20 protein-coding genes and 1 pseudogene are annotated in these 26,497 nt (G+C 71.6%); 11 read left to right on the top strand and 10 right to left on the bottom strand.

From position 1 onward, the window contains the following. Positions 1–122: 122 nt before the first annotated feature. On the bottom strand, positions 123–431 hold the full coding sequence (locus J8M50_RS27495; RefSeq protein ID WP_010351497.1) for a peptidase: 309 nt from the start codon (positions 429–431) through the stop codon (positions 123–125). Between the two features lie 186 nt (positions 432–617). Here J8M50_RS27495 and J8M50_RS27490 point away from each other — a divergent pair, with 186 nt between their 5' ends. Beyond that, positions 618–2,738 carry a serine/threonine-protein kinase gene (locus tag J8M50_RS27490; protein WP_040835597.1) on the top strand — a complete coding sequence of 707 codons (2,121 nt, stop codon included), beginning with the start codon at positions 618–620 and terminating at the stop codon, positions 2,736–2,738. Between the two features lie 99 nt (positions 2,739–2,837). On the opposite strand, the gene ilvD is transcribed toward J8M50_RS27490, so the two are convergent. The 4 genes and pseudogenes from ilvD to J8M50_RS27470 all read right to left on the bottom strand — a co-directional run bounded on the left by ilvD (position 2,838) and on the right by J8M50_RS27470 (position 7,702). Further along, the gene (ilvD, locus tag J8M50_RS27485) at positions 2,838–4,691 is read right to left on the bottom strand and encodes a dihydroxy-acid dehydratase (protein ID WP_010351495.1); all 1,854 of its coding nucleotides are present in this window, start codon (positions 4,689–4,691) and stop codon (positions 2,838–2,840) included. Between the two features lie 142 nt (positions 4,692–4,833). Continuing rightward, positions 4,834–5,433: pseudogene (locus J8M50_RS27480) on the bottom strand (TetR/AcrR family transcriptional regulator); the annotation flags it as partial. A 251-nt stretch (positions 5,434–5,684) separates the two neighbouring features. Then, positions 5,685–6,509 carry a sugar phosphate isomerase/epimerase family protein gene (locus J8M50_RS27475; RefSeq protein WP_029183539.1) on the bottom strand — a complete coding sequence of 275 codons (825 nt, stop codon included), beginning with the start codon at positions 6,507–6,509 and terminating at the stop codon, positions 5,685–5,687. 260 nt (positions 6,510–6,769) lie between these two features. After that, positions 6,770–7,702, bottom strand: a complete 933-nt coding sequence (locus J8M50_RS27470; protein ID WP_010351492.1) for a Ppx/GppA family phosphatase — start codon at positions 7,700–7,702, stop codon at positions 6,770–6,772. A 206-nt stretch (positions 7,703–7,908) separates the two neighbouring features. On the opposite strand from J8M50_RS27470, the gene J8M50_RS27465 reads away from it, so the two are divergent. After that, positions 7,909–8,664 carry a DUF3109 family protein gene (locus J8M50_RS27465; RefSeq protein WP_050987148.1) on the top strand — a complete coding sequence of 252 codons (756 nt, stop codon included), beginning with the start codon at positions 7,909–7,911 and terminating at the stop codon, positions 8,662–8,664. A gap of 203 nt (positions 8,665–8,867) precedes the next feature. Here J8M50_RS27465 and J8M50_RS27460 read toward each other — a convergent pair whose 3' ends face one another. Next, positions 8,868–10,526 carry a BACON domain-containing protein gene (locus tag J8M50_RS27460; protein WP_010351489.1) on the bottom strand — a complete coding sequence of 553 codons (1,659 nt, stop codon included), beginning with the start codon at positions 10,524–10,526 and terminating at the stop codon, positions 8,868–8,870. Positions 10,527–10,726: 200 nt separating this feature from the next. Between J8M50_RS27460 and radA the strand changes: the two genes are divergently transcribed. Both radA and disA read left to right on the top strand, forming a co-directional pair. Continuing rightward, entirely contained in the window at positions 10,727–12,136 is a 1,410-nt protein-coding gene (gene radA, locus J8M50_RS27455) for a DNA repair protein RadA (RefSeq protein WP_010351488.1), read from the top strand. A gap of 79 nt (positions 12,137–12,215) precedes the next feature. After that, a complete protein-coding gene (gene disA / locus J8M50_RS27450) occupies positions 12,216–13,340 on the top strand; it encodes a DNA integrity scanning diadenylate cyclase DisA (RefSeq protein ID WP_029183537.1) in 1,125 nt (374 codons plus the stop codon). A gap of 112 nt (positions 13,341–13,452) precedes the next feature. On the opposite strand, the gene J8M50_RS27445 is transcribed toward disA, so the two are convergent. Further along, complete coding sequence (locus tag J8M50_RS27445) at positions 13,453–14,280, bottom strand: hypothetical protein (RefSeq protein WP_075661329.1); 828 nt, start codon at positions 14,278–14,280, stop codon at positions 13,453–13,455. 248 nt (positions 14,281–14,528) lie between these two features. Between J8M50_RS27445 and J8M50_RS27440 the strand changes: the two genes are divergently transcribed. The 5 genes from J8M50_RS27440 (at position 14,529) to cseC (ending at position 19,347) form a co-directional block, all read left to right on the top strand. After that, a complete protein-coding gene (locus J8M50_RS27440; protein WP_010351483.1) occupies positions 14,529–15,503 on the top strand; it encodes an HhH-GPD family protein in 975 nt (324 codons plus the stop codon). 312 nt (positions 15,504–15,815) lie between these two features. Next, on the top strand, positions 15,816–16,358 hold the full coding sequence (locus tag J8M50_RS27435) for a SigE family RNA polymerase sigma factor (RefSeq protein ID WP_010351482.1): 543 nt from the start codon (positions 15,816–15,818) through the stop codon (positions 16,356–16,358). Continuing rightward, positions 16,343–16,993: a hypothetical protein gene (locus J8M50_RS27430; protein WP_010351481.1), complete on the top strand. Its 651-nt coding sequence runs from the start codon at positions 16,343–16,345 to the stop codon at positions 16,991–16,993. Before J8M50_RS27435 ends, J8M50_RS27430 begins: the two co-directional genes overlap by 16 nt. 298 nt (positions 16,994–17,291) lie before the next feature. Beyond that, positions 17,292–17,993 (top strand): two-component system response regulator CseB, encoded by a 702-nt coding sequence (cseB, locus tag J8M50_RS27425; protein WP_010351480.1) that lies wholly within the window; start codon positions 17,292–17,294, stop codon positions 17,991–17,993. Positions 17,994–18,012: 19 nt separating this feature from the next. Further along, positions 18,013–19,347, top strand: coding sequence for a two-component system sensor histidine kinase CseC (gene cseC / locus J8M50_RS27420; protein ID WP_010351479.1), 1,335 nt, complete (start codon positions 18,013–18,015; stop codon positions 19,345–19,347). A gap of 150 nt (positions 19,348–19,497) precedes the next feature. Here the strand turns inward: cseC and J8M50_RS27415 are convergent, their stop codons facing one another. Then, positions 19,498–21,135 (bottom strand): MDR family MFS transporter, encoded by a 1,638-nt coding sequence (locus J8M50_RS27415; RefSeq protein WP_010351478.1) that lies wholly within the window; start codon positions 21,133–21,135, stop codon positions 19,498–19,500. Between the two features lie 166 nt (positions 21,136–21,301). Between J8M50_RS27415 and J8M50_RS27410 the strand changes: the two genes are divergently transcribed. Then, positions 21,302–21,895, top strand: a complete 594-nt coding sequence (locus J8M50_RS27410) for a TetR/AcrR family transcriptional regulator (RefSeq protein WP_010351477.1) — start codon at positions 21,302–21,304, stop codon at positions 21,893–21,895. Between the two features lie 66 nt (positions 21,896–21,961). Here the strand turns inward: J8M50_RS27410 and J8M50_RS27405 are convergent, their stop codons facing one another. Next, positions 21,962–22,507: a M23 family metallopeptidase gene (locus J8M50_RS27405; RefSeq protein ID WP_010351476.1), complete on the bottom strand. Its 546-nt coding sequence runs from the start codon at positions 22,505–22,507 to the stop codon at positions 21,962–21,964. A 408-nt stretch (positions 22,508–22,915) separates the two neighbouring features. Between J8M50_RS27405 and J8M50_RS27400 the strand changes: the two genes are divergently transcribed. Beyond that, entirely contained in the window at positions 22,916–23,545 is a 630-nt protein-coding gene (locus J8M50_RS27400; protein WP_010351475.1) for an HAD family acid phosphatase, read from the top strand. Between the two features lie 76 nt (positions 23,546–23,621). Here J8M50_RS27400 and J8M50_RS27395 read toward each other — a convergent pair whose 3' ends face one another. After that, positions 23,622–26,150, bottom strand: a complete 2,529-nt coding sequence (locus J8M50_RS27395) for an ATP-dependent Clp protease ATP-binding subunit (RefSeq protein WP_010351474.1) — start codon at positions 26,148–26,150, stop codon at positions 23,622–23,624. Between the last annotated feature and the right edge of the window lie 347 nt (positions 26,151–26,497).

Raw genomic sequence — 26,497 nt, 5'->3', positions numbered from 1 at the left:
AGGCCCCCCGGCCTCGCAACCCGCCCGCCCCCGCGAACGCCCCAGCCCCCTCCCCCGACGGCCCGCCTCACCCCCGTACCCTCCGGCTCACCCCCGCCGCGCCCCCGACTCCCCCGGTCCGCTCAGAAGTTGCAGCGAGGTGCGATGTACCCGTCGCTCCCGGTCTTCACGTACGAGTCCGAGACGAACTCCCCGTTCCCGATGTTGTCCCAGATGTTCGTGGTGCCGTAGTACCCGGACACCGTCGTCCCCGGGATCTGGCAGTTGACCGGCACGCGCGTGTTGAGCGGCAGGACCTTGACGATGGAGTAGTTGGTGCCCGGACCGTTGCGGACGTTGAGCTGGGTGTCCGGCGCGACCGGGTAGTACACCTGCGCCAGACCGGCCTGCTCCTCGGTCTCCACCGCCTCGGCGGCCTCGTCGACAGACATGAAGAACTCTCCCCCCGTGAAACATCCCCGTGAATTCCCATGACGACCATGGGACCCCGTTGATACCCGCGGATCGGCGTTCGAAACACGCGTACGAGATTCGTACACCTCGGCCAACGGCCCGCCTCTGTCCCGTACGTGTCATCGACTAGGCTCCAGGCGCCGAGACAGCACGGGGGTGGTTCCATGGCGCCACGGAGGGACAGCGGAGCGGGCGTGGAAGCGGAACTTCCCGAGTACGCCGGCCACTACCTCCTGGAGTCACGTCTGGGCGCGGGCGGCATGGGGGTCGTGCACCTCGCGCGCAGTACGTCGGGGCTGAAGCTCGCGGTGAAGGTCGTACACGGCGAGTTCGCGAAGGACCCCGAGTTCAGGAGCCGTTTCCGGCAGGAGGTCGGCGCCGCGCGGCGGGTAAGCGGCGCGTTCACCGCGCCGGTCGTGGACGCCGACCCGGACGCGGAACGGCCGTGGATGGCGACGCTGTTCATCCCCGGTCCGACGCTGGCCGAGGAGGTCAAGCGGAACGGCCCGATGCCCCCGCCGAAGCTGCGCAGACTGATGGCTGGGCTGGCGGAGGCGCTGCGGGACATCCACCGCGTGGGCGTGGTGCACCGCGATCTCAAGCCGAGCAACGTGCTGCTGGCCGAGGACGGCCCGAAGGTGATCGACTTCGGGATCTCGCGCCCGAAGGACAGCGAACTGCGCACCGAGACGGGCAAATTGATCGGAACGCCGCCCTTCATGGCGCCGGAGCAGTTCCGGCGCCCGCGCGAGGTGGGCCCGGCGGCGGACATCTTCGCGCTGGGCTCGGTGCTGGTGCACGCGGCGACGGGACGCGGCCCGTTCGACTCGGACAGCCCGTACATCGTGGCGTACCAGGTGGTGCACGACGAGCCGGAGCTCGCGGGCGTGCCGGAGAACCTCGCGCCCCTGGTGCTGCGCTGCCTCGCGAAGGAGCCCGAGGACCGGCCCACGCCGGACGAGCTGATGCGCGAGCTGCGGTCGGTGGCGGCGTCGTACGACACGCAGACGTTCGTCCCGAGCAGGCGCGTGCCGGAGACCGACCCCGAGACGGCCGGGACGCCCACCCCGGCCCGCGCGCCCGAGCCGGTCCCGGTGGAGCCCCGCAAGGGGCGCAGACGCGGGAAGGTGATCCTCGCCGGTGCCGCCGTCGCCGTCCTCGCGGGCGGCGGTTTCGTCGGTCTGCGCATCGTGGACGGCACGAGCAGCGCCGCTCCGCGCACAACACCCTCCAGAACGGCCGCATTCGCCCCCTGGGCGACAAAACCGGCGCCGGACGACTCGGGGTCCCTCCCGCGCTGCACGTACGCCTCAGGGCGGCTCCTGTGCGCTCAGCGGAGTCTGGTCTCGGCGCTCGACGCGAACGACGGCCGTGTGCTGTGGCGGCACGCGCTGGCCGCCGACGACACCCCGGGCCGCGCACCGGTCGTCGAGAGCGGCCTCGTCCAGGTCGTCACCCGCTCGGGCAGCCGCGCCCTCGCCCTGGACCCGGCGACCGGCGCGACGCGCTGGCAGCGGGACGTCTCCGGGTACTCCGGCGTCTGCCACGCGGGCGGCGCGCTGCTGCTGACCGCGTCGAACGGCAAGGTCACGGCCGTCGACGGCGCGAACGGCAAGGACCTGTGGACCAAGCGGATCGAGGGCCAGCGCCTGCCGGTGTTCGCGTCGTTCCGGGGCGACCGGCTCGCGTACGCGGCGAACGTCTCCGCCGACGGCACGCGCACGCGGGTCACCGCACTCGACCCGACGACGGGCGCGGTCCGCTGGGAGGCCAAGCTGACCGGCGCGCTCACCCCGGTCGGGCGCGCGGGCGAGGACCTCGTCCTCCTCAAGGGCGGCGCCGACTACGGCGAGACCGGCGCAGTGGTCCGCTACTCCCCAGCGACGGGCAAGTCCCTGAAGGTGCCGCTGGACGTCGCCCTCACGCAGGCGCGCGCGACGGTGGCCGGCGAGAAGGTCTACCTCCTGGGCTACGACGGCTCCCTGGCCGCCGTGGACCTCGGCACGGGCACGCAGGTGTGGTCGCTCCAGACGTCCGTGAGCCGTGGCTCCGACCTCGCGGCGGACGGCGCGCGCGTGTACTTCAGCGGCGCCGACGGCCGGCTGCTGATCGTCGACGCGCGCGCGGGACGCCTCCTCGGCACGACGACCCTGCGCACCGGCAGCCGTCCCGACGAGGTCGCCGCCGCCCTGCCGGCGCCCCAGGCGGTCGACGGGCGCGTGTACGCGGGCGCGCCGGACGGGACGGTGTTCTCGGTGGCCGAGGACGACACGCCGGGGCAGTAAGGCGACGCCGGCGCTCCCTTGACGACGGACCGGGGCCCCCTTCGCGCAGAAGCGGAAGGGGGCCCCGGTCCGTCGTACCGAAAGTCGTACCGAAAGCGGTCAGCCCAGCTTGGACACGTCGCGGACGGCGCCCTTGTCGGCGCTGGTGGCCATCGCCGCGTACGCGCGCAGGGCGGCGGAGACCTTGCGTTCGCGGTTCTTGGGGGCGTAGACGCCGTTCAGGGCGGCCTCGCGGCGGGCCAGTTCGGCGTCGTCCACCAGGAGCTCGATCGAGCGGCCCGGGATGTCGATGCGGATGCGGTCGCCGTCCTCGACGAGGGCGATCGTGCCGCCGCCGGCCGCCTCGGGGGAGGCGTGGCCGATGGACAGGCCCGAGGTGCCGCCGGAGAAGCGGCCGTCCGTCACCAGGGCGCACGCCTTGCCGAGGCCGCGGCCCTTGAGGTACGAGGTCGGGTAGAGCATCTCCTGCATGCCGGGGCCGCCCTTGGGGCCCTCGTAGCGGATGACGACGACGTCGCCCTCCTTGATCTCCTTGAGGAGGATCTTCTGGACGGCCTCCTCCTGCGACTCGCAGACGACCGCGGGGCCCTCGAAGGTCCAGATGGACTCGTCGACGCCCGCGGTCTTCACCACGGCCCCGTCGACGGCCAGGTTGCCCTTCAGGACGGCCAGGCCGCCGTCCTTGGAGTACGCGTGCTCGGCGGAGCGGATGCAGCCGCCCTCGGCGTCCTCGTCGAGGGTGTCCCAGCGCTCCGACTGGGAGAACGCCTCGGCGGAGCGCACGCACCCGGGCGCGGCGTGCCACAGCTCGACGGCCTCCGGGGAGGGCGAGCCGCCCCGGACGTCCCAGGTCTTCAGCCAGTCGGCCAGGGAGGGGCTGTGGACGGAGTACACGTCCTCGTTCAGCAGGCCCGCGCGGTGCAGCTCGCCCATCAGCGCCGGGATGCCTCCCGCGCGGTGCACGTCCTCCATGTAGTACGTGCGGTTCTTGGCGACGTTGGGGGCCACCTTCGCGAGGCACGGCACGCGCCGGGAGACCGCGTCGATCTGCTCCAGGCCGAAGGGGACCTCCGCCTCCTGGGCGGCGGCCAGCAGGTGCAGGATCGTGTTCGTCGAGCCGCCCATGGCGATGTCGAGCGCCATCGCGTTCTCGAACGCCGCGAGGGAGGCGACGGAACGGGGCAGTACCGTCGTGTCGTCCTGCTCGTAGTACCTGCGGGTGATGTCCATGACCGTCCGCGCGGCGTCCACGTACAACTGCTTGCGCGCGGTGTGGGTGGCCAGCACGGAGCCGTTGCCCGGCAGGGAGAGGCCGATCGCCTCGGTCAGGCAGTTCATCGAGTTGGCGGTGAACATGCCGGAACACGAGCCGCAGGTGGGGCAGGCGTTCTCCTCGATGCGGGCGATGTCCTCGTCGGAGATCTTGTCGTTCACCGCGTCCGAGATCGCGTCGACCAGGTCGAGCGTGCGGACCGAGCCGTCGACCAGGGTCGCGCGGCCGGACTCCATCGGGCCGCCGGAGACGAACACCGTCGGGATGTTCAGCCTGAGGGCCGCGTTCAGCATCCCCGGGGTGATCTTGTCGCAGTTGGAGATGCACACCAGCGCGTCCGCGCAGTGCGCCTCGACCATGTACTCGACGCTGTCCGCGATCAGGTCGCGCGAGGGCAGGCTGTAGAGCATCCCGCCGTGGCCCATCGCGATGCCGTCGTCCACGGCGATCGTGTTGAACTCGCGCGGGATGCCGCCGGCCGCGACGATCGCCTCGCTGACGATCCGGCCGACCGGCTGGAGGTGCGTGTGCCCCGGCACGAACTCCGTGAAGCTGTTCGCCACCGCGATGATCGGCTTCCGGCCGATGTCCGCGCCGGGTACACCGGACGCCCGCATCAGCGCGCGTGCGCCTGCCATGTTGCGGCCGTGGGTGACTGTGCGGGACCTCAGCTCGGGCATCGTCGCTCGCTCCTTCAGGCAGATAGGGCTGTCATCGAGCGTACGCCGGTCATCCAGAGGGCGGGACGGGGCGTCCGGAATGCGGGATGTACATCTCGGGGCTGGGCGGTGTCGGGCGTGGAGCGGGGTTGTCAGGTGCGCCTCACGGCGCGGTCAGGTGGCCCTGTACGACGGGTGCCACGCGCGCGATGAGCTGTTCCACGTCCGCCGAGGCGAGCGGCTCGACCTTGATGACGTACCGGAGCAGCGCGCAGCCGACGAGCTGCGCGGCGGCGAGTTCCGCGCGGAGTTCCGCGTCGGGCAGGTCCACGCGCGCGGCGACGCGGCGCAGGAGCTGGGAGGCGATCAGGCGGCGGAAGACGGCGGCGGCGGTCTCGTTGGTGACCGCGGAACGCAGGATCGCGAGCAGCGGCGTACGGGTCGTCGGGTTCTCCCAGACCCCGAACACGAACCGCGCGAACCGCTCGCCGGTCTCTTCGAGCGGGACGTCGACGAGGAGGTCCGGCGCGTTCAGCACGGGCCCGACGGCGTCCTCGACCGCCGCCCCGAACATCTGCTCCTTGGTGCCGAAGTAGTGGTGCACGAGGGCGGAGTCGACGCCGGCGGCCTTGGCGATGCCGCGTACGGACGTCTTCTCGTACCCGCGCTCGGAGAACTCCTCCCGGGCGACGGCGAGGATCTTCTCCCGCGTCTCACCGGTCGCGGCCTCGGTAAGGCGGGGGCGGCCTCGGCGGCGGGGGGTTGAGGGGGGCTCAGGGGGGCCTTGGGGGACTTCGGGGGCTGCGGGGGTGGTGGCGGATGCCTCGGAGGCTCGCGGGGCGTCTGAGGCGGGCTGAGCAGCTTGAGGAGACGCCGGGGTGCCGGGGGGTGCCTCGGGGGCTGACGGGGCGTCTGGGGCGGCCTGAGGGGCCTTGGCGGGGTCGTTGCCCGGGGTGAGGCGCGTGGCCGGTTCCGCCGGCCGCTCCGGGGGCGGCGGGGCGGGTGTGCCGTCGGTCATCTGCGGGGGACCTTCAGCGCCGAGGCGAGGTGGAGGCGGGTGAAGGCGAGGGCCTCCGCCAGGTCGGCCTCGCGTTCCGCGGCGGACATCGCGCGGCGCGTGTTGACCTCGATGACGACGTGGCCGTCGAAGCCCGTGAGGGCCAGGCGCTCCAGGAGTTCCGCGCAGGGCTGGGTGCCGCGGCCCGGGACCAGGTGCTCGTCCTTGTTGGAGCCGAGGCCGTCGGCCAGGTGGACGTGCCCGAGGCGGTCGCCCATCCGGTCGACCATGTCCATCGCCTCGGTACGGGACGTCGCCGCGTGGCTGAGGTCGATCGTGAAGTGCCGGTAGTCGTCCTTGGTGACGTCCCAGTCGGGCGCGTACGCGAGCATCTCGCGGTCCCGATAGCGCCAGGGGTACATGTTCTCGACGGCGAACCGGACGTCCGTCTCGTCGGCCATCCGCCAGATCCCCTGGACGAAGTCCCGCGCGTACTGGCGCTGCCAGCGAAACGGCGGGTGTACGACGACCGTGCTCGCCCCGAGCTTCTCGGCCGCCGCGCGTGCGCGCTGGAGCTTGGTCCAGGGGTCGGTCGACCAGACCCGCTGCGTGATCAGCAGACAGGGCGCGTGGACGGCGAGGATCGGCATCCGGTGGTAGTCACTGAGCCGCCTGAGCGCCTCGACGTCCTGACTCACGGGGTCGTTCCACACCATCACCTCGACCCCGTCGTACCCGAGGCGCGCGGCGATCTCGAAGGCCGTCGCCGTCGACTCCGGATACACCGAGGCCGTGGACAGAGCGACCTTCGCATCCGGGATGCGCACCACTGGTTCTGCCACGAGGGACAGCGTACGGGGCCCCGCCGGGCACCGAGGCCGGGTCCCCGGGCTCCCTCCGCGAGCCCCTGCTTCCGACCACGCGCACACGCGTGAGGCCGGTCCCGGCACCCGGACGCCCTCCGAACAGGGACAGAGGGGCCGGCCGTACGGACCCGCGCGTGCGCGAGGCGCGCCCTTCGGCCGGGGAAGCCGGGCGGAGCAAGGGTGGCGCACTTCACGCACTGCGCGCGCCTCGCACCACCGCACGCGCCCCGCCCGCGCTACACCGCCGGCATGTGGTCCAGCCGCCGCAGGATGACCCCTTCGCGCAGCGCCCAGGGGCAGATCTCCAGGGTCTCGACGCCGAAGAGGTCCATGACGCCCTCCGCGACGAGGGCTCCGGCGAGGAGCTGGCCGGCGCGGCCCTCGGAGACGCCGGGGAGTTCGGCGCGCTGGGCGACGGTCATGCCGGCGAGCCGGGGCACCCACGCTTCGAGGGACTCGCGCTTGAGTTCGCGCTGCGCGTAGAGGCCGTCGGTGGAGCGCGCGGCGCCGGCGATGCGGGCGAGCTGCTTGAACGTCTTGGACGTCGCGACGACGTGGTCGGGGGCACCGAAGCGGCTGAACTCACCGACCGTACGGGCGATCTGCGCGCGCGCATGGCGCCGTAGCGCCCTTATGGGCTCCGCTCCCGGCGGGTCGCCCGGCAGCCAGCCGGCGGTGAGGCGGCCCGCGCCGAGCGGGAGGGAGACGGCCGCGTCGGGCTCCTCGTCGATGCCGTAGGCGATCTCCAGGGAGCCGCCGCCGATGTCGAGGACGAGCAGCTTGCCGGCGGACCAGCCGAACCAGCGGCGGGCCGCGAGGAAGGTCAGCCGGGCCTCCTCCGCGCCGGTCAGGACCTGGAGTTCGACGCCGGTCTCCTCGTGCACGCGCGCGAGGACGTCGTCCGCGTTGCTGGCCTCGCGCACGGCGGACGTGGCGAACGGCAGGAGGTCCTCGACGCCCTTGTCCTCGGCGGCCTGGAGCGCGTCCTGGACGACGCCGACGAGCCTGTCGACGCCGTCGGGGCCGATCGCCCCGTCCGCGTCGAGGAGTTGGGCGAGGCGCAGCTCCGCCTTGTGCGAGTGCGCGGGCAGCGGGCGCGCGCCCGGGTGTGCGTCCACCACCAGCAGATGCACCGTGTTCGATCCCACGTCGAGGACACCGAGTCTCATGTAAAGAACGCTACTGCCAGTGGCTCCGTCCTCCGTCCCTCCGTCTGTGCCGTGAGACGGCCGCGGCGACTTACCCTGGTCCCGTGCCAAAGACGAAAAAGGCGAAGAGCGAGAACCGGGAAAAGCCGGAGAAGTCACCCAAGGGCGACAAGGCGGGCGCGTCGTCGGGGAGTTCTTCGCCGGCGAAGTCATCGAAGAAGCAGGCTCTGAAGAGCGACGAGAAGGGGCTCGACTTCGCGCGCGCGTGGGTCGAGTTCCCGGATCCCGCGGACGACGAGCAGATCTTCCGCTGCGACCTGACCTGGCTGACCTCCCGCTGGACCTGCATCTTCGGCAGCGGCTGCCAGGGCATCCAGGCGGGCCGCGCGGACGACGGCTGCTGCACGCTGGGCGCCCACTTCTCCGACGCCGAGGACGAGAAGCGCGTCGCCGGGTATGTGGCGCGGCTCACGCCCGAGATCTGGCAGCACCACGCCGAGGGGCAGAGCGGCGGCTGGGTCTCCAAGGACGACGAGGGCTCCCGCCAGACGCGCCCGTACAACGGCTCCTGCATCTTCCAGAACCGTCCCGGCTTCGCGGGCGGCGCGGGGTGCTCGCTGCACATCCTGGCGCTCCAGGAGGGCCGTGAGCCCCTGGAGACCAAGCCGGACGTCTGCTGGCAGCTGCCCGTGCGCCGGACGTACGACTGGATCGACCGCCCCGACGACACCCGGATCCTCCAGGTCTCCATCGGCGAGTACGACCGCCGCGGCTGGGGTCCCGGCGGCCACGACCTCCACTGGTGGTGCACCTCCGCGACGTCCGCGCACGGCGCGGGAGACCCCGTCTACGTCACGTACCGCCCCGAACTGACGGAGCTGATGGGCAAGGCCGGCTACGACCGCCTCGTCGAGCTCTGCGAGGCCCGCCTGGCCTCCCACCTCCCCCTGGTGGCCCCCCACCCCGCGGACCCGACCCCCTGACCATCCGCCCACCGGTCCCCCTCTCCCCCGCGCGCATACGCCTCCTTGCGAATTCCCGCACCACAGCACCCCACACCCGAGCCCGGCCCACATTTACGTCAAACCGGGCGCAGGGGGGCGGACACGCGCGCGAGGGCCGGGTGTCGGGGGCATCGCGCGTACGCGCGGGGAGGACGGCGGGCGGGTGAGCCCCTGCCGGCCCCCTACGAAGCCGCCGGCGTCGGCTCCCCGCCGCCCTCCGACGGCGACGGGCTCCCGGGGTCGGCGGACGACTCGCTCGGGGACGGTTCGGGAGAGTTCGTCGGCGGCGTGCTCGCAGTGGCCGAGGGCGACGGTGAGGCGGTCGGTGTCGGGGACGGGCCGGACGACGGGGGCGGCGTGCCGGGGGTGCTCGGGACGGGTCCGTACCCGGTGATCGAGACGATCGCGCCCGCCGGAGCGATCGCCACGCGCGCGTGCCAGGCGCCGGAGGGCTCGCGGAGAGGGTCGACGTAGATCTTGACGGTGATCGACTCACCGGGGTCGAGGGTCCCGGAGGACTTGCTGAGGTACAGCCACGCGGAACCGGTCGTGGCGGACCACCGCACCGGCCCCCCGTCGCGCGCGGCGGTCAGCGTGACGAGGGTCGTGTCGCCGCTCCCGGCGGCGGTGACGGTGAGCCGCGCGGCCCCCTTCGTGCCCGCGCCCGTGACGCTGATGACCTCGACGGACACGTCGGGCCGCCCCCCGTCCGCACGATCAGCGCCGGACCGCGCGCCCGTGTTGCCCGCGCTCTGGTAGTCGCCCCCCGCCTCACCCCCGAGCGCGCCGGGCCGCTGCGCCTCGCTCGCGCGCGGGACGCTGCCCTCGGCACCCTCCCCGAGGGGCTCGCCTCGATAGGCGGCCCACAGGGCGAGCACCGGCGCGGCGACGACGGTGGCGACGACGGTCGTCGTCACCGCACGCGCGCGCAGCCGGTCGCGCCGGGCGGCACGGTCCTTGGGGTCCATGGGGAACCCGCGCCGGTCGTACCGGGGCGCGGCGACGCCTCGCGCGCGCGAGACGTGCGACATCGCGACGTACAGCGCCGAACGGGGCGCCTCCAGGACGGGCAGTTCGGCGGGCGTCACCGCCGCGCCGGGCCAGCGCCCGGGGACGGCGCGCTCTGCGGCCCGCCGGCAGCGCGGGCAGTCGTCGACGTGCCGGACGAGTTCGCGCCGCAGGGCCGCGCTGAGCACCAGGTGGTGGCCGTCGGCGAGGCGGGCGACGCCGGGGCAGTCGCCGGTCTCGACGACGGCGAGCGCCGCGCGCGTGCGCTCGACCTCGCAGGCGGCGGAGGAGAGCAGCTCGCGCGTGGCGGCGGGCTCCTTGCCGAGGACGGCGGCGACCTCGGGCGCGCTGAGCCGGTGCCGTACGGCGAGTTCGAGCGCCTCGCGCTGCTCCGGGCTGGTGCCGGCGGCCTCCGGCCAGGCGAGCAGGGCGAGTTCGCGGCGCTGCTGCTCCCGGACTGCGTGGTCGGCGTCGTCAGGCGCGGGCGCCTCGGTCCGCTCCCCGGAGGCATGACGTTTCTGCTTGGCCTGCGTCAGCCGCCGCAGACACGACCAGCGCGCGAGCGCGTACAGCCAGGCCCGCAGCTCGCCGCCCTCGTCCGGCATCCGGTGCCCGCGCCGCTCGGCGAAGGCCAGCGCGTCCCCGAGGGTGGCGACGGCCGCGTCGTGGTCGCACAGGACGGCCAGGCAGTACGTGAACAGGCCGTCGAGGTACGGCTCGTAGCGCGCGGGCGGGCGCTCGGCCAGCGTGTGCGCCGCCTCACGGTCACGCGCCTCCCGTCGCTCCCGGTGCGCGCCGGTCGTACGGGGCGAGGTCTCCGGACTCGTGCTCATCACCCGTGCGACCGTAGGCGCCTCGCGACGCCCCGATCCCGAACCTTGAGCCCTTTTAATCCATACGGGTGAAACGATCCCTCAATAGGGGACACCGGGCGCTCTCCCGTGGCCGTTTCCCGGGGTGACGCGACCGGTTCGCGCCCTCGGTTGTCCACAGGCCGGCCGCGCTGTCGGTGCCGGAGGTTACCGTTCCTCCCATGGCTGCCCGTACGAAGACCACCAAGGACCGTCCCTCCTACCGCTGCACGGAATGCGGCTGGCAGACGGCCAAGTGGCTCGGCCGGTGCCCGGAGTGCCAGGCGTGGGGGACGGTCGAGGAGTACGGCGCGCCGGCGGTGCGCACGACGGCGCCGGGCCGGGTGACGTCCTCCGCGCTGCCGATCGGCCAGGTGGACGGCAGGCAGGCGACGGCGCGGACGACGGGTGTGCCGGAGCTGGACCGCGTGCTGGGCGGCGGCCTGGTCCCCGGCGCGGTGGTGCTCCTCGCGGGCGAGCCCGGCGTGGGCAAGTCGACGCTGCTGCTGGATGTCGCGGCGAAGTCGGCGAGCGACGAGCACCGCACGCTGTACGTGACGGGCGAGGAGTCGGCGAGCCAGGTGCGCCTGCGCGCGGACCGCATCGGCGCGCTGGCCGACGACCTGTACCTGGCGGCGGAGACGGACCTGGCGGCGGTCCTGGGCCACCTGGACGCGGTGAAGCCGTCGCTGCTGATCCTGGACTCGGTGCAGACGATCGCCTCCCCGGAGATCGACGGCGCCCCGGGCGGCATGGCGCAGGTGCGCGAGGTGGCCAGTGCCCTGATCCGCGTCTCGAAGGAGCGCGGCATGTCGACGCTCCTGGTGGGCCATGTCACGAAGGACGGCGCGATCGCGGGCCCGCGCCTGCTGGAGCACCTGGTGGACGTGGTCCTGTCCTTCGAGGGCGACCGGCACGCGCGCCTGCGCCTGGTGCGGGGCGTCAAGAACCGCTACGGCGCGACGGACGAGGTCGGCTGCTTCGAGCTGCACGACGAGGGGATCACGGGCCTCGCGGACCCCAGCGGCCTGTTCCTGACCCGCCGCGCCGAGCCGGTGCCGGGCACGTGTCTGACGGTCACTCTGGAGGGCCGCCGCCCGCTGGTCGCGGAGGTGCAGGCGCTGACCGTGGACACGCAGATCCCCACCCCGCGCCGGACGACGTCGGGCCTGGAGACGTCGCGGGTGTCGATGATGCTGGCGGTCCTGGAGCAGCGCGGCCGGATCAGCGCGCTGGGCAAGCGAGACATCTACTCGGCGACGGTGGGCGGCGTACGCCTGTCGGAGCCGGCCGCGGACCTGGCGATCGCCCTCGCGCTGGCGTCTGCCGCGAGCGACACCCCGCTGCCGAAGAACCTGGTGGCGATCGGCGAGGTGGGCCTGGCGGGCGAGGTGCGCCGGGTGACCGGCGTGCAGCGCAGGCTCTCGGAGGCGCACCGTCTGGGCTTCACGCACGCGCTGGTGCCGGGCGACCCGGGGAAGGTCCCGGCCGGGATGAAGGTCGTGGAAGTCGCCGACATAGGGGACGCCCTGCGCGTGCTCCCGCGCTCGCGTCGCCGACAGGCCCCCCAGAGCGAGGAGGACCGCCGGTAGACTTTGCCCTGGTCTCGCCCGTCCGTACGAACCGTGTGCGCAGGCGGGAGCACCCAGATCCTGTGACCGGAGGAGTGCAGTGGCAGCCAATGACCGGGCGGCGGCTCCCGGAAAGTCCGGTGGGAACGCCGGTTCCGATGCCCTGATGCGCGCCTCGCTGAGCGCGGTCGCTCCCGGCACGGCCCTGCGGGACGGCCTGGAGCGCATCCTGCGCGGCAACACGGGCGGCCTGATCGTGCTGGGCTCCGACCGGACGGTCGAGGCGATGTGCACCGGCGGGTTCGTGCTGGACGTCGAGTTCTCGGCGACCCGGCTGCGCGAGCTGTGCAAGCTGGACGGCGGGATCGTCGTCTCCTCGGACCTGTCGAAGATCCTGCGCGCGGGCGTGCAGCTGGTCCCGGACCCGACGATCCCCACCGAGGAGACGGGCACCCGGCACCGCACCGCCGACCGCGTCTCCAAGCAGGTGGGTTTCCCGGTCGTGTCGGTCTCCCAGTCGATGCGCCTGATCGCCCTGTACGTGGACGGCCAGCGGCGGGTCCTGGAGGACTCGGCGGCGATCCTGTCGCGCGCGAACCAGGCGCTGGCGACCCTGGAGCGCTACAAGCTGCGCCTGGACGAGGTCGCGGGGACGCTGTCGGCGCTGGAGATCGAGGACCTGGTGACGGTCCGGGACGTCTCGGCGGTCGCCCAGCGCCTGGAGATGGTCCGCCGGATCGCGACGGAGATCGCCGAGTACGTCGTCGAACTGGGCACGGACGGCCGCCTGCTGGCCCTCCAGCTCGACGAGCTGATCGCGGGCGTGGAGCCGGAGCGCGAGCTGGTGGTGCGGGACTACGTCCCGGAGCCGACCGCGAAACGTTCCCGTACGGTCGACGAGGCGCTGTCCGAGCTGGACGCGCTGACCCACGCGGAGCTGCTCGAAATGTCCACCGTCGCCCGCGCGCTGGGCTACACGGCCTCCCCGGAGGCGCTCGACTCGGCGGTCTCCCCGCGCGGTTTCCGGCTGCTGGCGAAGGTGCCCCGGCTGCCGGGCGCGATCATCGACCGGCTGGTGGAGCACTTCGGCGGCCTCCAGAAGCTGCTGGCGGCGAGTGTGGACGACCTCCAGGCCGTCGACGGCGTGGGCGAGGCCCGCGCGCGCAGCGTCCGCGAGGGGCTGTCCCGGCTGGCGGAGTCGTCGATCCTGGAGCGCTACGTCTGACGGCGCGTGAGGGGCTCGGGGAGCCCCTCACCGGCGATAAGGGGCGAGCGCCCCGGAAAACGGCCCCTGGACGGTCGTACGACGATCTCTCGCGCGCGGTGGCGACGAGCCGTCAGTCCGCCTCCAGGACGAACGACGTCTGTGCCTTCGCGAATCCCGGGGCCTTCGCCTCGACGAGGTAGGTGCCGGCGCTCGCGAGGCCGGCGGGCGGGGTGGCGCACTCGGGGGCGCTCGGTTTGCGGTCCCACTTCAGGGTGTACGTGAAGGCGGCGCCGGCGGGGACGCGGTACAGGGCGCTGCCGGTGGCCTTGGGGCAGTCGTCGGAGGCCCAGTACGTGTCGTCGCTGTCGGTCTGGGTGATCGTCAGGACGGTGTTCTTCGGGCCGAGGTCGACCTTGCAGTCGCTGCCGGAGCTGTTGCGCGCGGTAAGGCGGAACGTCGGCGTCTGGTCGGGCGAGTAGGTGTTGCTGACGCTGCTGAGGGTCCAGGTGACCACGCTGGCCGTGCAGTTGGGGAGCGCGGTGCTTGCCGGGAGGGCGGTGCCGGCACTGCCGCTGCCACTGCCGTTGGAGCCGTCGTCGCCCGAGCCGCCGGAGGTGGCGGTGCCGCCCGTGCCGCCGGAGCCGGTGTCCGATCCGGAGCCGCCGCCGTCCGAACTCCCGCCGGAGGCCGACCCGTTGGCGTCGCCGGGCGTCGACTCGTCGCGTCCGCCCGGGTGTTGGCTGATCGCCGGGCCCGAGGCGGACGGCCCCGGGGTGATCGAGGAGGCGGGATTCTTGCCGTTGGACCCCTCGGCGCCGTTCTTCTTGCCGCCGCCGCCCGACAGGACGATCCAGGCGACCAGAAGCGTCAACAGGGCCAGCACGGACAGCAGTACGGCCCTCCGTCGCCAGTAGATGGTGGAGGGAAGCGGCCCGACCGGATTGCGCAGAGATCCCACGGCGCAAACTGTACGAGAGATCGCGGCGTTCGCCGTCCCCACCCGCCGCCTGAACCACAACTTTTCCGGATCATCATCCCGGTCGCGCCCGCCGCAACGCCCCCTGGCGCCCTACTCGTTCACAATCGCACCCCTTGCACCTTTGGCCATGGGACGGAGGGCGACGCCCCGCGCGCGTACGCGTGCGCCCCTCCCCCGGGTGACGGCACGCACGCGTGCACCCCTTCCCATGGCAGGATCGAAGAGCCATGACTGCGCCCACGAAGCCCCCGCACACCACCCCTTCCGACGCCGCCGACAGCCTGCCCCCCAGAGCCCGCGCGCGTGAGGAACAGCCGGTCGAGAGCACCGGAGCCCACCTGCACGCCCCGGTCATCGACTGGTTCGACGAGCACGCCCGCGACCTGCCCTGGCGGCGCCCCGAAGCGGGCGCGTGGGGCGTGATGGTCAGCGAGTTCATGCTCCAGCAGACGCCCGTCAGCCGCGTCCTGCCCGTCTACGAGCAGTGGCTGGCCCGCTGGCCGCGCCCCGCCGACCTGGCCACCGAGGCCCCCGGCGAGGCCGTGCGCGCCTGGGGCCGGCTCGGCTACCCGCGCCGCGCCCTGCGCCTGCACGGCGCCGCCGTGGCCATAACGGAACGGCACGGCGGCGACGTCCCCGCCGACCACACACAGCTCCTCGCGCTGCCCGGCATCGGCGAGTACACGGCCGCGGCGGTCGCCTCCTTCGCGTACGGCCGCCGGCACGCCGTCCTGGACACCAACGTCCGCCGTGTCTTCGCGCGCGCGGTGACCGGCGTGCAGTACCCGCCGAACGCGACGACGGCCGCCGAGCGCAAGCTCGCACGCGCGTTGCTGCCGGACGACGAGCCGACGGCCGCGCGCTGGGCCGCCGCCTCCATGGAACTGGGCGCCCTGGTGTGCACCGCGCGCAACGAGACCTGCCACCGCTGCCCGATCGCCGCGAGCTGCGCCTGGCGCCTCGCGGGCAAGCCGGAGCACGAGGGCCCGCCGCGCAAGGGTCAGACGTACGCCGGGACGGACCGCCAGGTGCGCGGCAAGCTGCTCGCCGTCCTGCGCGAGGCGCACGCTCCCGTGCCGCAGTCCGCGCTCGACCGGGTGTGGCACGAACCGGTGCAGCGCGCGCGGGCGCTCGACGGCCTCGTCTCGGACGGTCTGGTGGAGCCGCTCGCGGGCGGCCTGTACCGCCTGCCGCGCACCTGAACCCCTCGATCTGATTCACGGTCACCTCACAGCCGGAGGCCCCGCGTCACAGCGGATCCTCCGGCTGTGTCACACCCATTCTCATCCCAAATCACCACATAGGCGCATCAAAACCCCCACTTCTTGTATCCGATCCGCGGTCCGTTACACAACCGACGGACAGCCGAGCGCTCGCCGCAGGCTGCTCCGCACAGTGCCGTGACAACAGCTCCGTAGCTTCTTTTCCATGCCCCGGCGAGACGCGGGGCCACAGACCACAAGCGGGAAACCGGCACGTAAGTCGGCCGGAACGGGGATCGGAGGCGGTTGGACATGGCGCACAGCGAGGTGCTCGGTTTCGAGGAGTACGTCCGCACGCGGCAGGACGCGCTGTTGCGCAGCGCCCGCCGCCTGGTCCCGGACCCCGTGGACGCCCAGGACCTCCTCCAGACGGCGCTGGCGCGCACGTACGGCCGCTGGGACGGCATCGCGGACAAGCGCCTCGCGGACGCCTACCTGCGCCGAGTCATGATCAACACCCGGACGGAGTGGTGGCGGGCGCGCAAGCTGGAGGAGGTGCCCACCGAGCAGCTCCCGGACGCCTCGGTCGAGGACGCCACCGAACAGCACGCGGACCGCGCCCTGTTGATGGACGCGATGAAGGTGCTGGCGCCGAAGCAGCGCAGTGTCGTGGTCCTGCGACACTGGGAGCAGATGTCCACCGAAGAGACGGCCGCCGCCCTCGGGATGTCGGCCGGGACGGTCAAGAGCACGCTGCACCGGGCGCTCGCCCGGCTCCGTGAGGAGCTGGAGGCGCGCGATCTGGACGCACGCGCGCTGGAGCGTGAGGAGCGGGAGCGTTGCGCGGCGGCCTGACCGAGCCGGAACCACCTGCGGTCCACGGGACCTTCCAGGCGGCGATCACGGGCGTGTCCGTGCTCGCCGTCCTCGCCCTGTGCGCCTCCGCCTGCGGGACCGGTGGCACCGGCGCGCGCGACGAGGGCCCGGCCCACGCCGAGGCGGTCGTCGGGGCGACGCCCTCGCCAGGCGGCTACTCCGACCCGAAGGACATCGACGCGGTCAGCCTCGTCAAGGACGACCCCGCGGTCTCCACCGAGGTCAAGCGCGAGCTGAAGCCGTGCGTCGCCGACCAGTACCCGGTCGACGTGGAGTACGGCAACCTGACCGGCGGCGCCGCGACCGACATCGTGGTCAACGTCCTCACCTGCACGGACGCGGTCGGGGTCGGCTCGTACGTCTACCACGAGAAGGACGGCCGCTACCAGAACGTCTTCAAGGCCGAGGAGCCGCCCGTCTACGCCGAGATAGACCGCGGCTATCTCGTCGTGACGAAGCAGGTGTACGCCAAGGACGACCCGGTCTCCAACCCGTCCGGGGAGACCGTGATCACGTACGCGTGGAACGCAAGCGAGTTCGCGAAGAAATACAGCACGCACACGGAGTACGGGAACACGGGGACGGAGGCCACGCCTGCCCCGGGTGGGGGTTGAGGCGGTGGCACCGGGCGCGTCGGCGGGGCCGCCCGATGGCCGATCAGCTGGGAAGCAACCGCCGACCGGCCATGCTTCCTGGACTTTCGGCGTCTTGACGGCGCGTCGCTGACCTGCGGAAATCAAAGTCGGCGAAAAAATCTCCGGTGGTGAGAACCGATCGGGGTGCTCGGAACGATGTACGAGTGAAAGCGCCGGTGAACGGACCGGGCCGACGGAGCGTCCCCTTGGTGGGAGGCCCCGCGCCGAGCACGTACGACCGACAAGAGACCCCCACGAGGACTGTGAGAGCACCCGGATGGCAGACCAGACACATGTGCTGTTCGTCGAGGACGACGACGTCATCCGCGAGGCCACCCAGCTCGCCCTGGAGCGGGACGGCTTCGCGGTCACCGCCATGCCCGACGGCCTGTCGGGCCTCGACGCGTTCCGGGCCGACCGCCCCGACATCGCCCTGCTGGACGTGATGGTGCCCGGCCTGGACGGCGTGAGCCTGTGCCGGCGCATCCGTGACGAGTCGACCGTGCCGGTGATCATGCTCTCCGCGCGCGCCGACTCCATCGACGTCGTCCTCGGCCTGGAGGCCGGCGCGGACGACTACGTGACCAAACCCTTCGACGGCGCCGTCCTGGTCGCCCGCATCCGCGCGGTCCTGCGCCGCTTCGGCCACGCGGGCGGGGGCGACCGCGCCGAGTCCGACGCCCCGGCCGCCGGGGGCGTGCTGACCTTCGGCGACCTGGAGATCGACACGGAGGGCATGGAGGTCAGGAAGGCGGGCGTCCCCGTCGCGCTCACGCCGACGGAGATGCGCCTGCTCCTGGAGTTCTCCTCCGCGCCGGGGACGGTCCTGTCGCGCGACAAGCTCCTGGAGCGCGTCTGGGACTACGGCTGGGGCGGGGACACCAGAGTCGTGGACGTCCACGTCCAGCGGCTGCGGACCAAGATCGGCCAGGACCGCATCGAGACGGTCCGCGGCTTCGGCTACAAGCTGAAGGCCTGAGCGGGGCGGGGGTGCGGGGATGATCCGGAAGCAGGTGTCGGCGCTCTGGGAGCGCGCGGACATCCGTACGGGCCTTCGGTGGAAGCTGAGCGCGGCGATCGCCCTGGTGGGCGCGTTGATCGCGATCGTGCTGAGCCTGGTCGTGCACAACGCGGCGCGCGTGTCGATGCTGGACAACGCGCGCGACCTGGCCGACGAGCGGGTCCAGATCGCCCAGCGCAACTACGAGGTGTCGGGCCGCCCGAACTTCCCCGGCGTCAAGATCAACGACCGGGACCTGCCGCCGGAGCTGCGGGGCAAGGTGGTGGAAGGGCGGCGGGCGACGTTCGTCTCCGACCGCAGAGGCGGGGGACCGGACATCTGGGCTGCCGTGCCGGTGAAGGACGGCAAGGTGCTCTCCCTGCACACGGGGTTCACCGACCGCAGCACCGACATCCTCAACGACCTCGACCAGGCCCTGATCATCGGCTCGATAGCGGTCGTCCTCGGCGGCAGCGCGCTCGGCGTGCTGATCGGCGGCCAGTTGTCACGGCGGCTGCGCAAGGCTGCCGCCGCCGCGAACCAGGTGGCCAGGGGCGAGTCGGAGGTCCGGGTGCGGGACGCGATCGGCGGAGTCGTCCGGGACGAGACCGACGACCTCGCGAGCGCGGTGGACGCCATGGCGGACGCGCTCCAGCAGCGGCTGGAGGCCGAGCGCCGGGTGACCGCGGACATCGCGCACGAGCTGCGGACGCCGGTGACGGGGCTGCTGACGGCGGCCGAGCTCCTGCCGCCCGGGCGGCCCACGGAGCTGGTCCTGGACCGTGCGAAGGCGATGCGGACACTGGTCGAGGACGTGCTGGAGGTGGCCCGCCTCGACGGCGCCTCCGAGCGGGCGGAGCTTCAGGACATCATGCTGGGCGAGTTCGTCACCCGGCGGGTGGCCGCGAAGGACCCCGCGGTGCGGGTCAGGGTGGTGCACGAGTCGGAGGTCACGACCGACCCCCGGCGCCTGGAGCGCGTCCTGCTCAACCTCCTGACGAACGCCGCGCGGCACGGCAAGCCGCCCATCGAGGTCACCGTCGAGGGCCGGGTCATCCGCGTCCGCGACCACGGCCCCGGGTTCCCCGAGGCGCTCCTCGCCGACGGCCCGAGCCGCTTCCGCACCGGCAGCACCGACCGCTCCGTCCAGGGCCACGGCCTCGGCCTCACGATCGCCGCGGGCCAGTCCCGCGTCCTGGGCGCCCGCCTCACCTTCCGCAACGTCCGCCCCCCGGCCGCTCCCGACCACATCCCCGCCGAGGGCGCGGTAGCCGTCCTCTGGCTCCCGGAACACGCCCCGACGAACACGGGCAGCTACCCGATGCTGCCGTGACACCACCGGGGCGCCACGCAGAACACCTGCCAACGCCCCCGACAACGCGAAAGGCCCCCCGGCGGCGGACACCAACCGGAAGGCCTTCGTTCAGAACCGCGTCACACCGCGAACGGCATCACAGAGCGACCCGCGTCGAACCACCCCGCGTCACACCGGCTCCACCACCGGAGCCGCAGGCTTCGCCGGCCCGTCCTCCGCTGCCGGCCCCCCGGCCCCCCGCAGCGGAACCTCCTTCACGAAGACCGCCGCGACCAGCGAGATCACGGCGATCACGGCGCCGAGGAGGAAGGCGGAGTGGCTGCCGGAGGAGACGGCGTACTGGTACGCCTCCCGAGCCGCGGCAGGCAGCTTCGCGAGGCTCGCAGCGTCGAGCTGCGCGGACGCCTCGGTGACCTTGGACCCCAGCGCACCCGCGCGCTCGGACATGACGTCCTGGACCCGGTTGTTGAACAGCGCGCCCATGATGGCGACGCCGAACGACGAACCCAGCGTCCGGAAGAGGGTCGCGGAGGACGACGCGACGCCCATGTCCTTCATCTCGACGCTGTTCTGCGCGACCAGCATCGTGATCTGCATGAGGCACCCCATGCCGAGCCCGACGACGGCCATGAAGACCCCGGACATGAGCCGCGAGGTCCCGGTGTCCATGGTCGACAGCAGGTACAGCCCGACGATCATCAGCACGCTGCCCGCGACGGGGAAGATCTTGTAGCGCCCGGTGCTGGTGGTGATCCGCCCGGCGACCATGGAGGTGACGAGCATCGCGCCGAGCATCGGCAGGAGCAGCAGCCCGGAGTTGGTCGCGGACGCGCCCTGCACGGACTGCTGGTACAGCGGCAGGAAGAGCGTCGCACCGAACATCACGAACCCGGTGACGAACCCGATGACGGACATCAGCGTGAAGTTGCGGCTGCGGAAGATGTGCAGCGGCAGGATCGGCTCGGCCGCCTTCTTCTGCCAGAACACGAACCCGACGAGCGAGGCGACGCCGATCGCGATCAGCTCCATGATCCGCGCGGACGTCCACGCGTACTCCGTACCGCCCCAGGTCGTGACCAGCACGGTGGAGGTGATGCCGACGGTCAGCAGCGCGGCGCCGAGGTAGTCGATCCGCGCCTGCGACCGCTTGCGCGGCAGGTGGAGCACGACGCTGATGAGGCCCAGCGCGACGACGCCGAGCGGCAGGTTGATGTAGAAGGCCCAGCGCCAGCCCCAGTGGTCGGTGATCGTGCCGCCGACGAGGGGCCCGCCGATCATGGCGAGCGCCATGACGCCGGCCATCATGCCCTGGTACTTGCCGCGCTCGCGGGGCGGCACGAGGTCGCCGATGATCGCCATCACGCCGACCATCAGACCGCCGGCGCCGAGACCCTGAACGGCCCGGAAGGCGATCAGTTGGCCCATGTCCTGCGCCATGCCGCTGAGCGCGGAGCCGATCAGGAAGATGACGATGGAGGTCATGAAGGTGGCCTTGCGGCCGTACATGTCACCGAGCTTGCCCCAGATCGGGGTGGAGGCCGCGGTCGCGAGGGTGTACGCGGTGACCACCCACGAGAGGTGTTCGAGGCCGCCCAGGTCGCCGACGATCGTCGGCATCGCCGTACCCACGATCATGTTGTCCAGCATCGCGAGCATCATCGTGATCATGAGCGCGAGCAGGACGACCCGTACGCTTCTCGGCTGCTTGTCCTGCGGTGCCGCCGGCACCGAGGCTGCGGCGGCCGACCCCGCCGCCCGTTGTACTGCGTCCCCGGTCACCGGTGTGACGCTCTGTGTGTCCGCCATTGGTTCCCACTCCCCCCGGCTGGCCACTTACTTGCCGCCCGGCTAGTTCGATACACTGGGGAAGGTAGACCCGTAACTAGCCGGTCGTCAAGTAAGTTTTCTCCCAAGGCAACCATCCGGCCAGGGTGACCACCCGGGTTCTCACGCAAGCGCGAGGAGTTGGACAATGGGCGCCACCATGGACGGCACCAAGCAGCAGCGGCGCGGCAACACGCGCCAGCGCATCCAGGACATCGCGCTCGAACTCTTCGCCGAGCAGGGGTACGAGAAGACGTCGCTCCGCGAGATCGCCGAGCGCCTCGACGTCACCAAAGCGGCCCTGTACTACCACTTCAAGACGAAGGAAGAGATCCTCGTCAGCATCTTCGACGATCTGACGAAGCCGATCCAGGAACTGATCGAATGGGGCTCGCAGCAGCCGCACACCCTGGAGACCAAGCGGGAGATCGTCCGGCGCTACAGCCGCCACCTCGCCGACGCCGCCCCCCTGTTCCGCTTCATGCAGGAGAACCAGGCGACCGTCCGCGAACTCCAGATCGGCGACTCCTTCAAGGACCGCATGCGGGGCCTGCGCGACATCATCACCGACCCCGACGCGCCCCTGACCGAACAGGTCCGCTGCGTCAGTGCGATCTTCACACTGCACGCCGGGATGTTCCTGCTCCAGGACTTCGAGGGCGAGCCGGAGGAGAAGCGCGCGGCGGTGCTGGAGGTCGCGGTGGACCTGGTGACCCAGGCGCACGAGAACGCGAAACGCTGAAGAGGGGCGCCGGAAACGCGCCCCTGGATCAGCCCCTCGGATCAGCGCCCGTCAGAGGTCAACGCCTCAGACCGTCACACCCTTCGTACGCAGGAACGCCACCGGGTCCACCGCCGAGCCGTAGTTCGCCGTCGTACGGATCTCGAAGTGCAGGTGCGGCCCGGTCGAGTTCCCGGTACTGCCGGACAGCCCGATCCGCTGGCCGGTGGAGACGGTCTGCCCCACCTTCACGTCGACCCGCGACAGGTGCGCGTACTGCGAGTACACCCCGCTGGAGTGCCTGATCACGATCGCGTTGCCGTACGCGGACCCGTCCCCGGCACCGCCGGGCCCCGCCTTGACCACCGTACCGCCGTGCGCGGCGACGACGGCCGTGCCGGTCGGCACCGCGAAGTCCTGCCCGCTGTGCTTGGCGGACCACAGGCTGCCGGACTGCGCGTAGCTCGCGGAGAGGGTGTACGACTTCACCGGGTCGACCCAGGCCGCGGTCGCGGCGGACGCCGTCCCCGCGCTCCCCAGCACGGCCGCGGCGCCGACTGCGGTGGCGCCGACGGCCACGCGGGTGCGGAGCGGGGACGTGCGGAGGGAGCGGAGGAAAGCGCGCGGGGACATCGAGTACCTCGTGAGGTCGGGGACAGAAAAGCCACCCGCCGTACGGACCCGGCCGGGTGGACCCTCCCTTGGTAACCCGCGCCCCCTCGGACCCCCAAACGGGTGACCTACGACAGAAGCTAGTACGTCACCACAAACAGCCCCGATCAGGACAGAACCCCCAAGCCCGCCGCGCCACTATTCCGCCTAGTACGTGACGCGCGCCCTATGCGGCACATCACCGGCCTCCCGCCCCAAGGAACCCCGGACCAGGGCGAGTTGTGACCCTGGTCACGATGCGCGCACGGGTCTGTGACGCGCCTCTCAGCACCATCTACCGTCCAGTAACCCGCTGGTTCCCCTCAAGCCACTCCCACCCACCACCATGCCCACGACAAGGCAGCGCAAGGACGCGAGAGGACCCCACACATGACCAGAGGCACCTGGACGCGCCGCATCGGCCTGACGGTCGTCGCGGCGACCGCGGTGACGGCCCTCGCCGTCCCGGCCGGCGCCCAGGCCGCTACGGCCACCAGCACCTCCGCCGTCGCCGCCGCAGCAGCGGACGTCGACTACGCGACCTGGCAGACCGACTGCCAGGCCGTGATGGACCAGGCCCTGCCGTACCTGAAGAACCGTATCGCCGCCGCCGGGTCCGGCGAGAAGCAGGCGATCGTCCTCGACATCGACAACACCACGCTGGAGACCGACTTCGGCTTCAGCTACCCGCAGCCGGCCAACAAGCCCGTCCTGGACGTCGCGAAGTACGCGCAGGAGCACGGCGTCTCCCTGTTCTTCGTCACCGCCCGGCCCGGCATCATCAAGGCGGTCACCGACTACAACCTCAAGCACGTCGGCTACCAGGTCTCCGGCCTGTACGTCCGCGGCTTCCTCGACCTCTTCAAGGACGTCGCCGCGTACAAGACCGCCCAGCGCGCCGACATCGAGAACAAGGGCTACACGATCATCGCGAACATCGGCAACAGCGCCACCGACCTCTCGGGCGGCCACGCCGAGAAGACGTTCAAGCTGCCGGACTACGACGGCCAGCTCTCGTAGACACAGCGAGAAGGGGGGCCGGTGCTCGAAAGCACCGGCCCCCCTTTCGTACGGCTGATCCGCCGGAGGCTGAGGCTTACGCCTCCTTGCTCAGGTTCGGCCCGCCACCGCCGGCCGCCTGCTCGATCGGCGGGACGTCGGGCAGCGCCGACTTCTCCTCGCCGCGGAAGGTGAAGGTCGCGGTCTCACCCTCGCCCTCGACGTCGACGACCACGATGTGACCGGGGCGCAGCTCGCCGAAGAGGATCTTCTCCGAGAGCGTGTCCTCGATCTCCCGCTGGATGGTCCGGCGCAGCGGCCGGGCGCCCAGGACGGGGTCGTAGCCCTTCTTGGACAGCAGCTCCTTGGACGCCTGGGACAGCTCGATGCCCATGTCGCGGTCCTTGAGGCGCTCGTCCACCTTGCCGACCATGAGGTCGACGATCTGGAGGATGTCCGCCTGCGTGAGCTGCGGGAAGACGACCACGTCGTCGACACGGTTGAGGAACTCGGGACGGAAGTGCTGCTTCAGCTCGTCCGAGACCTTGTTCTTCATGCGCTCGTAGTTGGACTTGGTGTCGCCCGTGGCGGCGAAGCCCAGGTTGAAGCCCTTGGAGATGTCCCGGGTGCCGAGGTTGGTCGTCATGATGATGACCGTGTTCTTGAAGTCCACGACCCGGCCCTGGGAGTCGGTCAGGCGACCGTCCTCCAGGATCTGGAGCAGCGAGTTGAAGATGTCCGGGTGGGCCTTCTCGACCTCGTCGAAGAGGACGACGGAGAACGGCTTGCGGCGCACCTTCTCGGTGAGCTGGCCGCCCTCCTCGTACCCGACGTAGCCGGGGGGCGAGCCGAAGAGCCGCGAGACCGTGTGCTTCTCGCTGAACTCCGACATGTCGAGGGAGATCAGCGCGTCCTCGTCGCCGAAGAGGAACTCGGCGAGCGCCTTGGACAGCTCGGTCTTACCGACACCGGACGGACCGGCGAAGATGAACGAACCGCCCGGACGCTTCGGGTCCTTCAGACCGGCACGGGTACGGCGGATCGCCTTGGAGAGCGCCTTGACGGCGTCCTTCTGGCCGATGACCCGCTTGTGGAGCTCGTCCTCCATGCGCAGCAGGCGGGACGACTCCTCCTCGGTGAGCTTGAAGACCGGGATGCCGGTGGCGGTCGCGAGGACCTCGGCGATCAGCTCGCCGTCGACCTCGGCGACGACGTCCATGTCGCCGGCCTTCCACTCCTTCTCCCGCTTGGCCTTCGCGGCGAGGAGCTGCTTCTCCTTGTCGCGCAGGGAGGCGGCCTTCTCGAAGTCCTGCGAGTCGATCGCGGACTCCTTGTCGCGGCGCACGCCCGCGATCTTCTCGTCGAACTCGCGCAGGTCCGGCGGCGCGGTCATCCGGCGGATGCGCATCCGGGAGCCGGCCTCGTCGATCAGGTCGATCGCCTTGTCCGGGAGGAAGCGGTCCGAGATGTACCGGTCGGCCAGGGTCGCGGCCTGGACCAGCGCCTCGTCCGTGATGGAGACGCGGTGGTGGGCCTCGTACCGGTCGCGCAGACCCTTGAGGATCTCGATGGTGTGCGGCAGCGAGGGCTCGGCGACCTGGATGGGCTGGAAGCGGCGCTCCAGCGCGGCGTCCTTCTCCAGGTGCTTGCGGTACTCGTCGAGCGTGGTGGCACCGATGGTCTGGAGCTCACCGCGCGCCAGCATCGGCTTGAGGATCGAGGCGGCGTCGATCGCGCCCTCGGCGGCACCCGCGCCGACGAGCGTGTGCAGCTCGTCGATGAACAGGATGATGTCGCCGCGGGTGCGGATCTCCTTGAGGACCTTCTTCAGGCGCTCCTCGAAGTCACCGCGGTAGCGGGAGCCCGCGACCAGGGCGCCGAGGTCCAGGGTGTAGAGGTGCTTGTCCTTGAGGGTCTCGGGCACCTCGCCCTTGACGATGGCCTGGGCGAGGCCCTCGACGACGGCGGTCTTACCGACGCCGGGCTCACCGATGAGGACCGGGTTGTTCTTGGTGCGGCGGGACAGCACCTGCATGACCCGCTCGATCTCCTTCTCGCGCCCGATGACCGGGTCGAGCTTGGACTCACGAGCGGCCTGGGTGAGGTTCCGGCCGAACTGGTCGAGGACGAGCGAGGTCGAGGGCGTGCCCTCGGCGGGGCCGCCGGCGGTGGCGGTCTCCTTGCTCTGCTGGTAGCCGGAGAGCAACTGGATGACCTGCTGCCGGACCCGGTTGAGGTCTGCGCCCAGCTTGACGAGGACCTGGGCGGCGACGCCCTCGCCCTCGCGGATCAGGCCGAGCAGGATGTGCTCCGTGCCGATGTAGTTGTGGCCCAGCTGAAGAGCCTCGCGGAGCGACAGCTCCAGGACCTTCTTGGCACGGGGGGTGAAGGGGATGTGCCCGGACGGGGCCTGCTGGCCCTGACCGATGATCTCCTCCACCTGCTGACGGACCGCCTCAAGCGAAATGCCGAGGCTCTCCAGGGCCTTTGCGGCGACACCCTCACCCTCGTGGATCAGGCCCAGGAGGATGTGCTCGGTGCCGATGTAGTTGTGGTTGAGCATCCGGGCTTCTTCCTGAGCCAGGACGACAACCCGCCGCGCGCGGTCGGTGAACCTCTCGAACATCGTTAATCGCTCCTCAGAGCGGTCAGGCAATGAGGGGACGCTCCCCTCGCTGTCCTTCCGCAGCTTAGTCCCGCAAGCGGGGACCGCTCATTCCAACTGCCGACACCGTCCGGATCACCTCCGCGGGAGCGGGGACCTGGTGCGGTCTCCCGACCCCTAACGCCGACATCTGCTCCAACCTGATGGTGCGAGACGATGTTCCCGCAGGCCAGGCACTTACCCCGGTCGCCAGTACGCCGATGGCGAACGCGGGACGGCCTTTTCTGCGCGTCGCCCCCTCCCACTAGGGATGTCTTACCCGCCGGCACCGACAGTCCATGCCGTACGCACCGGTTCCCTCCGCTACG

Source organism: Streptomyces acidiscabies (assembly GCF_020010905.1).
In the GTDB taxonomy this organism is placed as follows: Bacteria; Actinomycetota; Actinomycetes; order Streptomycetales; family Streptomycetaceae; genus Streptomyces; species Streptomyces acidiscabies.
Note: the sequence above shows the minus strand (reverse complement) of the source record. Positions and strands in the feature narration are given on the sequence as shown.